A 13,566-nucleotide genomic window follows, 5' to 3' on the forward strand; every position below is an offset into this window, starting at 1 on the left:
GGAGCCGACGCCCCGAACGTATGCATCACGATCTGCGAACCAAGACGGCCGACATAGCGGTCCCAGCCAAGCGTGCCCGCCTGCTCGACGCACACACGCGCGTCGACATCCGGCGGAATCACGGAATCCTTATAGGCATTGTCCTGCCGTTCAAACAGATCCCATGACGGCATGGACACGACCCGCGCCGCGATGCCTTCACTTTTGAGCTTCTCGTACGTGTCGACGCACACCGACACTTCGGTGCCCGTCGCCATCAGGATAACTTCTGGCTTCTTGCCGTTTTCAGCGTCGGCGAGAATATACGCGCCCTTGTGAACGCCCTTCGCCGATCCATATTTCGACCGGTCGAAAGTCGGCATTGGCTGGCGCGACACCACGATGCACGCCGGCCGTTGCGGTTCGGCCAGCGCGGCACGCCACGATTCGGACACTTCGTTAGCGTCGCCCGGACGATACGTGCTGAGCCCCGGCACACCGCGCAACGACGCAAGTTGTTCGATCGGCTGGTGCGTCGGACCGTCTTCACCCACGCCAATTGAATCGTGCGTGAACACGTAGATGACAGGCACTTCCATGATGGCCGAAAGCCGGATGGGCGGCTTCATGTAGTCACTGAAAATCAGGAACGTGGAGCCGTAGGGCCGCAGGTTCGATAACGCGAGGCCGTTGCAGATTGCGCCCATCACGTGCTCGCGAATGCCGAAATGCAGGTTGCGGCCGGCGTAGTTGTCGAACTCGAAACTGCCCGCGCCTTCGAACTTCATATCGGTTTTCGTCGATGGCGACAAATCCGCCGAACCGCCGATCATCCATGGGAAACGCTTTGCAATGGCGTTCAACACCTTGCCCGACGATTCCCGCGATGCCATGCCTTTTGGATCGGCGTCGAACGTAGGAATGTCCGCGTCCCAGCCCGCCGGCAACTCATGCGCTTCGATCTGCGCGAACTCTTTCGCCAGGTCGGGGTACTTCTTCGCGTAGTCATCGAAACTCTTTTGCCACGCAACGCGGGCCGCCTTGCCCCGCGCGCCGATGCCCTCGTTGAAGTGCTCATACACGCCGTCCGGCACGAGGAAACTCGCGTCCTCCGGCCAGCCGTAGAACTTCTTCGCGAGCTTGATTTCGTCTACGCCCAGTGGCTCGCCGTGCGCCGCGGAGGTGTCCTGCTTATGCGGCGCACCCCAGCCGATAACGCTCTTCACCACGATCAGCGTGGGTCCGTCTGTATTGGCCTTCGCCTGGTTCAGCGCGGTTTCGAGCGCGCCGGCGTCGTTGGCGTCGTCAACGTGAATCGTGTTCCAGTGGTAGCCCTTGAAACGCGTTTCCACGTCGTCGCTGTATGCGAGATCCGTGTGACCCTCAATGGTCACGCGGTTGCTGTCGTAGATCCAGGTCAGATTCGACAACTTCAGATGACCCGCTATGGAAGCGGCTTCGTGCGAGATACCTTCCATCATGTCGCCGTCGCCGCACAGCGCATACACGTGATAGTCGAAAATCTGCGCATCCGGCTTGTTGAAATGCGACTCATACCAGCGCCCGGCCATTGCCATGCCGACGCTGTTTCCAAGCCCCTGCCCGAGCGGCCCTGTGGTGGTTTCAACACCCGTTGTCATGCGGTATTCAGGATGGCCCGGCGTCTTGCTATCCAGTTGCCGAAAATGCTTGATGTCATCCAGCGACACAGCCGGACCGCCCGTTGGCTTACCCGCGTGATCGACGGCTTTCACGCCGGTCAGGTGAAGCAGCGAATACAGCAGCATGGACGCATGACCGACCGACAGCACGAAGCGGTCACGATTCGGCCACAGCGGCTCGGCCGGGTCGTAGCGCAGGTGGTTCTGCCACAGATGAAAACCGACCGGCGCAAGCGCCATCGGCGTACCCGGGTGACCGGAATTGGCTTTTTGCACGGCGTCCATGGACAACGTGCGGATGGTGTTGATGGCGAGGGTGTCGAGATCGGAAGAGGACTTCGAGGGGGTTTGCGGCATGAGCGACGACTCCTTTGCGTAGGGCGCGCTGAGGCACGAGAGGCGCCACAGCGGGCAACCGGGACCTTCGAGCAAGTGTAGTGCCATGACAACTGGCGCGTCACCAAAGAGCAGCGAAGCGCGCGCCGCAACAGGCGCGGCGCGGCTTATGACAGACGATTACGACATCAACGAGACAACAACTTTACGCTTGAAACGATGCAAAAAACGAACGCGATGGGTAAAAAATCGTGGCCGTTTTTGATCATCGTAACGCTGGCGCATGACATTTTTCAGCAAACGATCATGGAGCGGGACTCGGCTGGGCTTCATGAAGCGCATCGATTTCAGCGAGGATCTCGTCGGACAATTTAACGTCCAGGCTGCCGATGTTCTCGCGCAATTGCTCGAGCGACGTCGCGCCGATCAGCGTGCTGGTCGTGAACGGCCGGCTATTCACGAACGCGAGCGCGAGTTGCGCCGGGCTCAGGCCGTGACGCCGTGCGAGCTCCACGTAGCCGCTGACGGCCTTGATCGTTTGCGGCTTGCTGTAGCGTGCAAACCGCTCGAACAGCGTGATACGGGCGCCCGCGGGACGCGCACCGCCCTCGTACTTGCCGGACAGCCAGCCGAACGCCAGCGGCGAATACGCCAGCAGGCCGACATTTTCCTTGTGCGTGAACTCGGACAGTCCGGTTTCGAATGTCCGATTCACCAGGCTGTACGGATTCTGGATGCTCACGATTCGCGGCAAGCCGAGTTTATCGGCGGCCTGGAGGAATTGCGCGACACCCCAGGGCGTCTCGTTCGATACCCCGACGTAGCGGATCTTCCCCGCCTTCACGAGATCGCCGAGCACCGTCAGCGTCTCTTCAATGGGCACGGTGTATTCGTCCTTGATCCACGGATAGTTCGCGCGTCCGAACGTCATCGTGCTGCGATCGGGCCAGTGCAACTGGTACAAATCGACGTAATCCGTCTGCAGCCGTGCGAGGCTGGTATCCACGGCTTCGGTCAGATTCTTCCGGTCGAACTGGTTTGCCTCGCCACGAATATGCCGCGGGTTGTGCGGCTGGCGTGCCGGTCCCGCGATCTTGGTGGCGAGAACGATCTTCTCCCGTGCTCCCGGGTTCGCCGCCAGCCACGTGCCGATGTACGCCTCCGTGCGCCCTTGCGTCTCGGGGCGCGGCGGCACCGGGTACATCTCGGCGGCGTCGATCAGGTTGATGCCGGCATCGAGCGCGGCATTGAGTTGCGCGTGCGCATCGGTTTCCGTGTTCTGCTCGCCCCAGGTCATGGTGCCCAGTCCGATAAGGCTGACATTGACATCTGTTCCACCGAGTTTCCGGTACTCCATCGCTTGCTTCCCCATGTTCGTGTTCAGGTTTTAAAGGCGCTCGCCGAGTGTCGAAGCTACCATAGCGCGGGCCTTGCTGCATGGGTACCACTCTGGTGCCGCTTTGGTGCCGATCGCCACGGCGTTCGCCCAGCCCGGTAAGCTGCAGGCATGCAGTGAATTTGGCTTTCATTAGCTTTTCAATATCGCTGCGTTCATTCAGATTCAAACAAGAGAGACCCCTTCGATGCAGGCCCCCGACCTTACCCGCACCACGTCCGGCGCGGCGAACCCACGCGGTTCCTCCGTCATCGTGATGCTGGTCGCGGCGACCTTCTTCATGGAGAACCTTGACGGCACGATCATCGCGACGGCGCTGCCGCAGATGGCGCGCTCGTTTGGTCTTCACCCCGTCGACCTGAGTCTTGGTATTACGTCGTATCTGTTGACGCTCGCCGTATTCATCCCCATTAGCGGCTGGGCAGCGGACCGCTTCGGCCTGCGTACCGTGTTTGGCAGCGCGATCGCCCTGTTCACGGTTGCGTCCGTGCTGTGCGGCATGACGTCGACGCTGCCCACGTTCACGGCGGCGCGGGTGCTGCAGGGTATCGGCGGCGCGATGATGGTGCCGGTCGGGCGGCTCGCGGTATTACGCGCTACGCCCAAGGAAGGGTTGATGCGCGCCATTTCCGTCATCACCTGGCCGGGGCTGGTCGCGCCCGTGATCGGACCGCCCCTGGGCGGGTTCATCACCACGTATTCGTCGTGGCGCTGGATCTTTTATCTGAATTTGCCGCTCGGGGTGATCGGTTTGATGGTGGCGCTTCGTTACCTCGATAACACCCGCGAGCACGCCAGCCGCCGCTTCGATTTCCTGGGTTTCGTGTTATGCGGCCTCGCCTGCACGACCCTGCTCTACGCAATGGAACTCATCGGCCGCAGCGACACGTCCTGGGTATTCGCAAGCGGACTGATCGCCGTCGGCGTGCTCGCGGGCGTGGGCGCATGGTGGCATGTGCGGCGCGCGAGCGAACCGGTGCTCGATCTCAACGCGCTGCGGATCAAGACCTTCAAGGTGGCGATGGGCGGCGGCTCGCTGTTTCGCATCGCCATCAGCGCGGCGCCGTTCCTGCTGCCGCTGATGTTTCAGGTCGGCTTCGGGCTGAGCGCGTTCGCATCCGGGCTGCTGACGTTGTCGGTCTTCGCCGGTAATTTATCGATGAAACTCGTCACCACGCCGGTCATGCGGCGCTTCGGCTTCCGTCCGGTGCTGATCGTGAACGGGATCCTGGCGGCTCTATCGCTGGCGGTGATGAGCTTGATATCGCCTGCTACGCCGACCTGGATCGTCGTCGCCGTGTTGTTTGCGAGCGGCCTGTCCCGCTCGCTGCAGTTCACGGCGCTGAACACACTCAGTTTCGCCGATGTCCCGAAGGCGCAGATGAGCGGCGCGTCGGCGTTGTCGAGCACGCTGTTCCAGTTGACGATGGGAGTTGGCGTCGCGCTCGGGGCGATCGCTTTGAGGCTGGCCGAATGGATGCATGGCCACGATGCGCAGACCGTCGTGCCGGCCGATTTCAGTATCGCGTTTTTGATCGTGGGGGCGGTGGGATTACTGGGGGTGGCGGATCTGTTCAGCCTGCACCGCGATGCGGGCGCGCAGGTGAGCGGGCATGGGAGGAACCGGTAACTTTGGTCGAGCGGGATTGCATATAGTGAATACGGTGCTATGATGTATATACGTAATCGTATATCAACCGGAGCCGTATAAGATGAACCTGCAAATTGCGAAATGGGGCAATAGCTTGGCGCTGCGCATTCCGGCCGAATACGTGCGCCGCATTGGCGTGAAGGAAGGCGACCACGTTCAGGTTGACTTGACCATTGACGGCGGCCTTAGTATTCGCGCCTCTAAATGGGACCGCAGCGCTTTCGCCCGGGAGCTTGAAGCAACCCGTGAGACGATGCCAATATCGCAGTCTGTCATGGAAGAGTTGCGGCGCGGAGCACGTTATTGATGTCGACTTATGTAGACACGTCTGTGCTGGTCGCGCTTTGCGTAAATGAACCCATGAGCGCCGCTGTTGCACGGTGGTATGCAGCGTGCACCGACGAACTGACCTCCGCCGCATGGTGTGTAACTGAATTTGCAAGCGCCCTCGGCATCAAGCAACGGACGGCGCAAATATCCACCGAGCAAGGGGCGTCAGCATGGCAGGCGTTCGAGCGCCTTTGCGCAAGCGATCTGCAGTTGCTGCCGGTTGAGCCGTCTACGTTTCACCGCGCTGCCGTGCTGACTTTGGACGCCGCAACGGGACTGCGTGCTGGTGACGCATTGCACCTTGCTGCCGCAATGGATGCCGAAGTAAAGACAATGGCAACACTCGATGGCGTGCTCGCCCGCAATGCCAAACGTATGAAAATTAAGCCTCTCGATTTTTAACCTGAGGTATCGGGCGGGTGCTGTAACACCTCGCGCCGCCTGCATGAACGCTGTTTCGGAAAAACTTCTCGGCAAGTTGACGTGATCGATTGCCAGTACGTTATGGCGGTACGTTATTAACGTCTGCACATGTTCTTAAACACCAGCAAATCATCACGCAGATTTGGCTAAAACCGGTCTCGAACGAACGTCGTATATCGGTTTGTCTTGACCAAATCGGCTTAAACAAGAGTTACATTGATTCCAGAAAGCATAAAGCCCAACTTGCGAAAGTCGGGCTTTATGCTTGAATCTTTTGGGGTGGCTGATGGGGCTCGAACCCACGACAACAGGAATCACAATCCTGGACTCTACCAACTGAGCTACAGCCACCACTGTCTTACTTCTTGCTGCCTCTCTAGCTCACCAGGAACGGGCTTGCTGAATCGAGAAACGAGATTATACGAACAAAGATTCGCTTTGCCTAGTCCCTTATTCGATCAATTCGACCGCTTCACGCAGATGAGTGCGTGCTTCATCGAAAATGGTCATATCGCCGGTGGCGAGACGGCGGCTATCCGAGAGAACGCGACGCCAGCCACGCGCACCCGCCACGCCTCGATACAAGCCCAGCGCATGCCGCGTAATGCCGCCGAGGAACGCCCCGCGCGCCACTTCCTGACGCGCGTAGTCGATCAAGCTCGCCTCAGCCTCCTCGCGCGACAACACAGGCGTGTCCGCGCCGTAAAAGCGTGTATCGACGCCCGCGAGCACGTAAGGGTTGTGATAAGCCTCGCGGCCGAGCATCACGCCATCGACATGTTTCAGATGCTCTTCCACTTCATCGAGCGTCTTGATGCCACCGTTGATCGATATTTCCAGATGCGGAAAATCGCGCTTCAACTGATACGCGTATTCGTACTTCAGCGGCGGAATATCGCGATTTTCCTTCGGGCTCAAGCCCTTCAGGATCGCATTGCGTGCGTGGACGATAAACACTTCACAGCCGGCCTCGGCGACGGTGCCGACGAAGTCGCGCACGTATGCGTAGTCTTCAACCGCGTCCACACCTATTCGATGTTTGACCGTGACCGGAATCGACACCGCATCGCGCATCGCTTTCACGCAATCCGCGACCAGTTGCGGCTCGTTCATCAGGCACGCGCCGAATGCACCGCGTTGCACGCGCTCGGACGGGCAACCGCAATTCAGGTTGATTTCGTCGTAGCCCCATTGCTCGCCCAGCTTCGCGCTACGGGCGAGATCAGCCGGTTCGCTGCCGCCGATCTGCAGCGCAACGGGCGCTTCGCCTGGCGTGAACGCTAGATGCCGCGCGACATCTCCATGCAGCAGCGCGCCGGTCGTGACCATTTCGGTGTAGAGCCACGTATGTCGCGTCAAGATGCGGTGGAACGACCGGCAATGCCTATCGGTCCAGTCCATCATGGGCGCAACGCTGACGCGGCGCGGGCTCGGTTTTAAAGCTGTCGACATGGAGAAACTGCTGATTGTGAGCGTTGGGCGCCTTTCCGGCGCTGATTGCGTAATTTTACCGTAACACTCGATAGGCCACGAACTGGACGCTTGGGATCGAATTTACCGTGAAATCAACGGCCTGCACGGGGAATCGATGCCACACGGTATTTTTTGCATTCCTTGCCGACATTGGTACCGGCACACAAGCCTTGAAACCGACTTCCATGCTTACGGTCGCGGCACAAATGCTGCGAACGCTGACCACAACACCGGCAATCACCAAAAAAACGAATCTTCCACACGCTCCGGTGTCTCAAAAATCAAATGGCAGCGCTTTGCCGGATCTAATCGAAATGCGCCGTCGATCAGGAGAAGCCCATGAAATCCCGTGCGATTAAAACGCTCTCTGGCACTGTCGTCACCTTTGCCTTCGTGACTGCTGCGCTAGGCATCGGATTGGAAACAAGCGCGCAGGCCCAGACCGCGGCGGCGGCCGACGCTGCGTCGATGGCTAAACCGCCGGTTACACCCGGCGTCCCGAACGCAGCCGGCCCGCGTGCAGATAACCCGGACAACATGCCGACAAAACGCCCCGCCCTGCCGCCCAACAGCGACCGCATGTTGCACAACAACCCGGCCAGCGACGCGATCGCGAAATAGAGCCGGTGGCCATCGTGTATTCACGGCGTGGGAACGGCGACGACCGCAGTGAATCTTGTCGCGGCCGGAGGCATCGCCCGCAACATCCGCCTGTAAACTTGCACTTGCGATCTTATCGAGCGACGCACCGCCAACTCGATCCGACCAAAAGCAAAACCTCCGCATCCAGACGCCAAGTACGCTAACTCCCCGCAGGCGACTCAACAGCTCCCGCAAACCCGATCCAAAGCAACATCGCCGCGAAACTGCAACCTGATTAGCGCATTAGCCAGAACCCGTTGCATCGACCGCAAAGCCGCGCCTGATTGCACCATAATGCGACATGCCCGACCCTATAATGACGCCACCTTAAAATACTGGCGCAGCCACGGCTCGCGTCTCAAGCGGTGGTTTTTAATGCAAAAAGTCATTCTTCCGTTCGTCGCGGGCTTCCTCGCCGCACTGTTTTTCCGTGAAGCGACCATCGCGTTGTTGCATGCAGCCGGCGTGGTCGATCCAGCCGGTTATTCCACCACTCCTTTCCTGCCGCTAGGCATTCCCGAATTCATCGTCAATGCGCTATGGAGCGCGTTGTTCGGCATCTTGATGGCGTGGCTACTGCGCGTCGCACCCGACCGCACGGCGCCGTGGATCGGCGCGCTGGTGTTCGGCGGCGTCGTGCTGACCGCCGCGAGCGTGTTCGTGGTCGATCCGCTGCGAGGCATCTGGCCGAGCGGCAACATGCTGCCCCGGCTGGCACTCGGTTTTGCATCGAATGCCATGTGGGGCTGGGGCGCGCTCGTCTTCATGCGCGCCTTCATGGCCGGCAGCGACGCCGACTAATCCGTCAGCGCGGCCAGCGGATGGTCGCGCTCAGCCCACGGACTGTCGTACATCCGCATGACTGCATCACGTGTCACGTCCTCCATGCGCGACACTTTCCACACCGGCTGATTATCCTTGTCGACAATGCGTGCCCGGATACCTTCCATCACATCGCCATGATCGAACGTCGCGCGCGTGAGCCCAAGGTCGCGCCTCAACGTCTCGGCCATGCTCGACGTCCTGGCGCGGTCGATCAATTCCAGCGACACATCGACGGATAACGGCGAACGCTCACGCAGCTCAGCCACCGTGCGCGCAGCCCAATGACTTTCCTCACCGCCCCCGCCCGTCGTTCCTTCCAGCGACTTCAGGCAGGCCGCGCCGTTGCCCGACGCGAAATGCTTGTCGATAAAACCGCGCTCCTTCGCAAGTTCGCTCGCCTTCCCCGCATCCGAACGCGCCTGAGTTTCGATAAACCGCACCACTTCCGCGCCGGTCGCGAACGATTTCTCCTTCAGCGTATTGATAAGCGCGGGCAGCGCGTCGTCGTCCATATATGCGTCGGCGAGGCCGGCGTAAAGCGCATCGGCGGCATCGATGGTCGCGCCCGTCGCCGCGAGATAACGCCCGATCGCGCCCGGCGTGCGTGCGAGGAACCAGCTCACGCCCACATCCGGAAACAAGCCGATACGCGTCTCCGGCATCGCCATCTTCGTCGAGCCGGTGACTACACGCACGCCGCCCGTATGCCGCGCGCCTTGCGAAATGCCCATTCCGCCGCCCATTACCACGCCGTTCAGCAACGCGATATACGGCTTCGGAAACGTGAAAATCGCGTGATTCAGACGGTATTCATCGGTGAAAAATTCTTCGATGACCGCTTGCTCGCCCGCCTTCGCCGATTGATATAAAAACCGGATATCGCCGCCCGCGCAGAACGCGCGCGGATGCGGGCTATAGATCACCACGGCGTGCACCAGAGGGTCGTCGCGCCAGGCGTTCAGCGCGCGATGAATGGCGTGCAGCATGGGCGTGGACAACGCGTTCAACGCCTTCGGACGGTTCAGCGCAATGAAGCCGATACCCTGCGCGCGTTCGATACGAATTTCATCGATGGATTCAGTCATATGCAATGCGGATTTCTATTCGTGTGAGTGAAAATGGAGCGGGAAATGGAACTGAAAACGCGTCAGCCGCCACGTGCAGATGGACGTCGCCGAGCAGGTTTTTTCTTGATGACAGTGGGCAAAAACAGATCCAGCGTTTCATCGATAAGTGTAGCGGTCGGCGTAGTAAAAGCTGTCGAGGCCGTCAAGCTCAACGACACGATACCGTGCAACGCTGCCCACAACGTTTCGGCGCGTGCTGCGGGGTGACGAACCAACGCCAGCGTCCTGGTCAGCATGGAAAGCGCCGTCTCGCCAGCCGATGCCACATCGTTAAACGCGGCGTCGGTATAAGCGGGATTTTGCATGAAAATCAGCCGATACACCGTGGGATGTGTCTGTCCGAACGTGACATACGCATGCGCCATGGCCCTCAGGCGTTCGACCGGCTCCACCACGCCATCATGCGCGTGCAGGGACTCAAGCAGTTGCGCGTGGCCCTCGGCGCAAAGCGCGTGGGCGATGGCATCGCGGCTGGCGAAGTGCAGGTATAGCGAAGCGGGTGAATATCCGACGACCTCTGCAATCTTGCGCATCGATAATGCGTCAAAACCTTCACGCACGACGATCTCGCGCGCCGCATCCAGGATTTGGATACGCAGCAAGGGCTGATTTGAAAGATGTTGTTTTGAGCCTGCCATCTCGCGCATTTTCCGGATGACAGGCCCCAAGTCAATGCAAAACTGAAAGGCGTTCAACGTGCCCGCCTCGTTAAATGCCTGCTATCAGTTCGCCGTTCCCGGCGGAAAATGGCCGCTCTTCAGTAACACGGGCCCACCATGATTGATGTGCAGATGCTCCCTCGCAACCGCTTCAATTCTCGGGCGCGCAGCATCGAATGCACGTATCCAGCCGGTGCTGTCGAAGCTCTGCACGCCAAAATGATCCTCCAGCGCCTCGACCGAGATCGCGCACGCGACGCGCTCGCCATCGACCAGCGCCGCAAATACCACCGTGAGATTCGCGTCGCGATACGCCGGCGCATCGGCGGGAAAAAGGATGTTCATGGCGGCCTCGAATGGCAAGGAAATGGCAATAATGCACGATCCTACTCGCGGCGCCTCGATCCGGTCTACTTGGCTTCTTCCATGCTGAGCCGGACCAGCCCGGCGGGCACCTCGACAATCAGCAGCGACACCGCGTCTGGATCGGCGTAGTCGAACTTCAGATGATGGCTCATGTCTCGTACCCGTTCGCAAAATTGCTGCTGCGCCGGCTCGGTGGCGAGATCGAAAAGACTCAATGCTTCCCCCTCGAACCGGTAATGCACGCCCCACGCAATATTGCCCGGATGACTCGCCATGCCGCCGGTGCGCCAGCTTACGAACAGGCAAGGCTTCTGATCCGTGCCGATCTCGCTGATATCCGCGCCGCTCGGAAACAAATCGAGCAGCGCCTCGGCAACGCAGCGCATCGCCGGATGACGGATGTTGAGCGTGCGCATCAGCTGTTTTGCAATAATCTGTCGATATAAGCGCGCGCCGCCTGCTCCACATTGACGAGCGCTTCGTCCTCGGTCGCAAAGCGCTGCTGAGTGCCGACGTCGACTAGCGCTTCGAAGCGACGGACGTTATCCGGGCCGCCTTCGGCAAGGCTGACTGTACCCACGTAGATAGGCGCGTTCGGCTCTCCGTCAGCCTGATCGGGAGTCTGGGTAAGGCGTGCCGCCGCGCTGATGTAATACCCGCGATACGGGCCGCTAACGCGTTCTGCCATGTCTTCCTCTCAAATGTTTTATAGGTGTCGCGTGTTGCCCGCGCCTCTGTAAGGTTTGGACTTCGGCAATTAGTTCGCTGCCGTTGCAACCTGTTGCATTTTCTTCCGGGCTTGAGGAAATCCGATGCGTCGTCGGTGCTCCTGCTTGCGAACGTACTGCAAGGCGCGGGCCAGAGGCCACGCTGATGAAGCATTTATCGAGGTAGGTTGATTCAGATCAAAACACCCGCTTTTTCCTGCGCTCTCCGGCGTGTGGGAAAATACGGCACGACACATGTTTGGGAAACACGTTGGAGACGTAGCTTGGAAAGGCGGGTTCGGGCGCAGAGTCTGTGCGTTCTGCCCGATCCTCTGCGGCGTTATCCGGCGTTTGCCACTAGAGGAACACGATGAAGCAATTTGCACGGCGCCTGCCGACTCCCTCCCCGTTTCGCATCGCGCGGGTTTTACAAGCTACGGGCCTCATCATGGCGGCAGCGGGTGTTTTCAGCCTCGGCGGATGTGCATCGTCGAGCGATGCATCGTTGATCCACCTTCCCGACGGCCAGAGCGGCTACGCCATCAACTGCAGCGGCGCCGATGCAAGCACGACATGGGCAAGCTGTTACGTCCTGGCTGGCGACAAATGCGGCGCGACCGGCTACACGATCGTATCGAAGGATAACGAGGAAGGCGGGCCGACGGGCGGCAGCATCACGAACGTGGTATCGGCGAATGTTAAAAACCGTTCGATGGTCGTACGCTGTAATTAACTTTGGAACCGCCCGTTCGACTACCAACACTAGTGCGGGCTGACCTTTGAAAACACGTTCAGCACCACCACGCCCGCCACGATCAGGCCCATGCCGAGGACGGCGGGCAGATCGGGGATCTGCTTGAATAACAGCGCGGCCACCAGCGTAATCAGCACAATACCCGCCCCTGACCACACGGCATAGACAATGCCAACGGGCAGCGACTTCAGCGTGAGCGACAGCAAGTAGAACGAGATGCCATAGCCGATCACCACAATGACGGATGGCACCAGCCGCGAGAATCCTTCCGATGCCCGTAGGGCCGATGTCGCCACAACCTCGGCAACAATAGCGACGGCGAGCAACGCATAAGCGGAAGAGCGCATCGGTTATGCCTTGTCCGATGGAAACGCCAGCGCGCTTGCGTCGTGCCCGAGAACGGCGCACAAGGCCTCGACCACGAACTCATGATCCTGGCGTTGCGGCAAGCCCGACACCGTCACCACGCCGATCACACCCGCGCCTTTTACCGTCAACGGAAACGCGCCACCGTGCGAGGCGAATTCGGCGGCGGGGAGGCTGTATTTATCGGCGAGTGTTGCCGACGCCTGCTGCAGGCTCAAACCGATCGCATACGAACTGCGGCGAAAATGCTCGACCGTGCGCGCTTTGCGCTGCGCCCAGCGAACGTTGTCGGGCGTGGCGCCTTCCAGCAAAGCGAAAAACAAAGGCTGGCCGAAGGTGCGCACGTCGATCGCCATCGGCGCGCCGCGCGCCACCGCCATTTCGCGGAGTTGCGTGCCTATTTGCCACGCGCGGTCCGAGTCGAATTGCGGGAAGACGAGCGTCTGTTCCTGATGGACGATGGTCTGGAGGTCATGAGCGATATTCATAAGCGATGATTTCCTGGCAAGTGAATCGAGCGCCGCGATCATACAGACGTTCTATCTCGACGCGAACGACACAAATTGTGACATGACCCGGAGTGTGCATCTGCGTGATCCCGTCATCGAGTAGTTCAGCGACGACTGGCACGTTGCATCGCCGGACTAGATGGCTCTCGTCCTTCAACTCGAAAAATTCTCAATTCGTCTTAGCTAGACGATAAGACCCGCGCATTTGGGGCAGCCGGTATGTTGTTTGTGTCGCACTACATGCTGAATTAGGACGTATCTCATTCAGGCATATCTCGCTGCTCCGTAGAGTTCGCCCCTTGTCCAGGCAGCCCTGGACGGATCCCGACCGGATTCGACATTGGCGCTGACAGTCACCCAGA

Annotated in this window: 17 protein-coding genes and 1 tRNA gene; 7 read left to right on the forward strand and 11 right to left on the reverse strand. The window is 59.8% G+C overall.

Annotated features, from left to right (window positions below):
• Both tkt and JWR14_RS06665 read right to left on the reverse strand, forming a co-directional pair.
• Positions 1-1,997 (reverse strand): transketolase (gene tkt, locus JWR14_RS06660; protein WP_299703409.1); only part of this gene is annotated, 1,997 nt, incomplete at its 3' end.
• Positions 1,998-2,280: 283 nt separating this feature from the next.
• Positions 2,281-3,333, reverse strand: a complete 1,053-nt coding sequence (locus tag JWR14_RS06665; RefSeq protein ID WP_299703456.1) for an NADP(H)-dependent aldo-keto reductase — start codon at positions 3,331-3,333, stop codon at positions 2,281-2,283.
• A 226-nt stretch (positions 3,334-3,559) separates the two neighbouring features.
• On the opposite strand from JWR14_RS06665, the gene JWR14_RS06670 reads away from it, so the two are divergent.
• From JWR14_RS06670 to JWR14_RS06680, 3 genes are all read left to right on the forward strand, one after another.
• Positions 3,560-5,002, forward strand: a complete 1,443-nt coding sequence (locus tag JWR14_RS06670) for an MFS transporter (protein ID WP_299703412.1) — start codon at positions 3,560-3,562, stop codon at positions 5,000-5,002.
• An 88-nt stretch (positions 5,003-5,090) separates the two neighbouring features.
• Positions 5,091-5,330: an AbrB/MazE/SpoVT family DNA-binding domain-containing protein gene (locus JWR14_RS06675; protein ID WP_366144508.1), complete on the forward strand. Its 240-nt coding sequence runs from the start codon at positions 5,091-5,093 to the stop codon at positions 5,328-5,330.
• A complete protein-coding gene (locus tag JWR14_RS06680; RefSeq protein WP_299703418.1) occupies positions 5,330-5,755 on the forward strand; it encodes a type II toxin-antitoxin system VapC family toxin in 426 nt (141 codons plus the stop codon). The genes JWR14_RS06675 and JWR14_RS06680 overlap by 1 nt, the downstream gene beginning before the upstream one ends.
• A 296-nt stretch (positions 5,756-6,051) precedes the next feature.
• Here the strand turns inward: JWR14_RS06680 and JWR14_RS06685 are convergent.
• Positions 6,052-6,127, reverse strand: a tRNA-His gene (locus JWR14_RS06685).
• 99 nt (positions 6,128-6,226) lie between these two features.
• Positions 6,227-7,228 (reverse strand): tRNA dihydrouridine(20/20a) synthase DusA, encoded by a 1,002-nt coding sequence (gene dusA / locus JWR14_RS06690; protein WP_299703421.1) that lies wholly within the window; start codon positions 7,226-7,228, stop codon positions 6,227-6,229.
• A 107-nt stretch (positions 7,229-7,335) separates the two neighbouring features.
• Between dusA and JWR14_RS06695 the strand changes: the two genes are divergently transcribed.
• From JWR14_RS06695 to JWR14_RS06705, 3 genes are all read left to right on the forward strand, one after another.
• Entirely contained in the window at positions 7,336-7,608 is a 273-nt protein-coding gene (locus JWR14_RS06695; RefSeq protein WP_299703423.1) for a hypothetical protein, read from the forward strand.
• On the forward strand, positions 7,589-7,870 hold the full coding sequence (locus tag JWR14_RS06700; protein ID WP_299703426.1) for a hypothetical protein: 282 nt from the start codon (positions 7,589-7,591) through the stop codon (positions 7,868-7,870). The genes JWR14_RS06695 and JWR14_RS06700 overlap by 20 nt, the downstream gene beginning before the upstream one ends.
• 396 nt (positions 7,871-8,266) lie before the next feature.
• Positions 8,267-8,692: a hypothetical protein gene (locus JWR14_RS06705; protein ID WP_299703429.1), complete on the forward strand. Its 426-nt coding sequence runs from the start codon at positions 8,267-8,269 to the stop codon at positions 8,690-8,692.
• Here the strand turns inward: JWR14_RS06705 and JWR14_RS06710 are convergent.
• The 5 genes from JWR14_RS06710 to JWR14_RS06730 all read right to left on the reverse strand — a co-directional run bounded on the left by JWR14_RS06710 (position 8,689) and on the right by JWR14_RS06730 (position 11,556).
• Complete coding sequence (locus JWR14_RS06710) at positions 8,689-9,801, reverse strand: enoyl-CoA hydratase/isomerase family protein (protein ID WP_299703432.1); 1,113 nt, start codon at positions 9,799-9,801, stop codon at positions 8,689-8,691. The two genes, JWR14_RS06705 and JWR14_RS06710, sit on opposite strands and share 4 nt — an antisense overlap.
• Before the next feature lie 62 nt (positions 9,802-9,863).
• The gene (locus JWR14_RS06715; protein WP_299703435.1) at positions 9,864-10,445 is read right to left on the reverse strand and encodes a TetR/AcrR family transcriptional regulator; all 582 of its coding nucleotides are present in this window, start codon (positions 10,443-10,445) and stop codon (positions 9,864-9,866) included.
• Positions 10,446-10,565: 120 nt separating this feature from the next.
• Complete coding sequence (locus JWR14_RS06720) at positions 10,566-10,847, reverse strand: DUF1488 domain-containing protein (RefSeq protein WP_299703438.1); 282 nt, start codon at positions 10,845-10,847, stop codon at positions 10,566-10,568.
• Positions 10,848-10,912: 65 nt separating this feature from the next.
• Positions 10,913-11,284, reverse strand: a complete 372-nt coding sequence (locus tag JWR14_RS06725) for a hypothetical protein (RefSeq protein ID WP_299703441.1) — start codon at positions 11,282-11,284, stop codon at positions 10,913-10,915.
• Positions 11,284-11,556, reverse strand: coding sequence for a hypothetical protein (locus tag JWR14_RS06730; protein ID WP_299703444.1), 273 nt, complete (start codon positions 11,554-11,556; stop codon positions 11,284-11,286). Before JWR14_RS06730 ends, JWR14_RS06725 begins: the two co-directional genes overlap by 1 nt.
• A gap of 389 nt (positions 11,557-11,945) precedes the next feature.
• On the opposite strand from JWR14_RS06730, the gene JWR14_RS06735 reads away from it, so the two are divergent.
• Positions 11,946-12,308, forward strand: coding sequence for a hypothetical protein (locus tag JWR14_RS06735; protein WP_299703447.1), 363 nt, complete (start codon positions 11,946-11,948; stop codon positions 12,306-12,308).
• Between the two features lie 29 nt (positions 12,309-12,337).
• Here JWR14_RS06735 and JWR14_RS06740 read toward each other — a convergent pair whose 3' ends face one another.
• Together JWR14_RS06740 and JWR14_RS06745 are read right to left on the reverse strand one after the other, a co-directional pair.
• Positions 12,338-12,676 carry an SMR family transporter gene (locus JWR14_RS06740; protein ID WP_299703450.1) on the reverse strand — a complete coding sequence of 113 codons (339 nt, stop codon included), beginning with the start codon at positions 12,674-12,676 and terminating at the stop codon, positions 12,338-12,340.
• A gap of 3 nt (positions 12,677-12,679) precedes the next feature.
• Positions 12,680-13,183, reverse strand: coding sequence for a heme-degrading domain-containing protein (locus JWR14_RS06745; protein ID WP_299703453.1), 504 nt, complete (start codon positions 13,181-13,183; stop codon positions 12,680-12,682).
• Positions 13,184-13,566: the final 383 nt, after the last annotated feature.

Source organism: Caballeronia sp., from assembly GCF_028292365.1.
GTDB lineage: Bacteria > Pseudomonadota > Gammaproteobacteria > Burkholderiales > Burkholderiaceae > Caballeronia.

Coding starts and splice junctions, on each gene's coding strand:
- JWR14_RS06720 (WP_299703438.1), bottom strand. CDS start 10,847: ATGAACATCCTTTTTCCCGCCGATGCGCCGGCGTATCGCGACGCGAAT.
- JWR14_RS06725 (WP_299703441.1), bottom strand. CDS start 11,284: ATGCGCACGCTCAACATCCGTCATCCGGCGATGCGCTGCGTTGCCGAG.
- JWR14_RS06680 (WP_299703418.1), top strand. CDS start 5,330: ATGTCGACTTATGTAGACACGTCTGTGCTGGTCGCGCTTTGCGTAAAT.
- dusA (WP_299703421.1), bottom strand. CDS start 7,228: ATGTCGACAGCTTTAAAACCGAGCCCGCGCCGCGTCAGCGTTGCGCCC.
- JWR14_RS06745 (WP_299703453.1), bottom strand. CDS start 13,183: ATGAATATCGCTCATGACCTCCAGACCATCGTCCATCAGGAACAGACG.
- JWR14_RS06705 (WP_299703429.1), top strand. CDS start 8,267: ATGCAAAAAGTCATTCTTCCGTTCGTCGCGGGCTTCCTCGCCGCACTG.
- JWR14_RS06730 (WP_299703444.1), bottom strand. CDS start 11,556: ATGGCAGAACGCGTTAGCGGCCCGTATCGCGGGTATTACATCAGCGCG.
- JWR14_RS06665 (WP_299703456.1), bottom strand. CDS start 3,333: ATGGAGTACCGGAAACTCGGTGGAACAGATGTCAATGTCAGCCTTATC.
- JWR14_RS06670 (WP_299703412.1), top strand. CDS start 3,560: ATGCAGGCCCCCGACCTTACCCGCACCACGTCCGGCGCGGCGAACCCA.
- JWR14_RS06735 (WP_299703447.1), top strand. CDS start 11,946: ATGAAGCAATTTGCACGGCGCCTGCCGACTCCCTCCCCGTTTCGCATC.
- JWR14_RS06700 (WP_299703426.1), top strand. CDS start 7,589: ATGAAATCCCGTGCGATTAAAACGCTCTCTGGCACTGTCGTCACCTTT.
- JWR14_RS06710 (WP_299703432.1), bottom strand. CDS start 9,801: ATGACTGAATCCATCGATGAAATTCGTATCGAACGCGCGCAGGGTATC.
- JWR14_RS06740 (WP_299703450.1), bottom strand. CDS start 12,676: ATGCGCTCTTCCGCTTATGCGTTGCTCGCCGTCGCTATTGTTGCCGAG.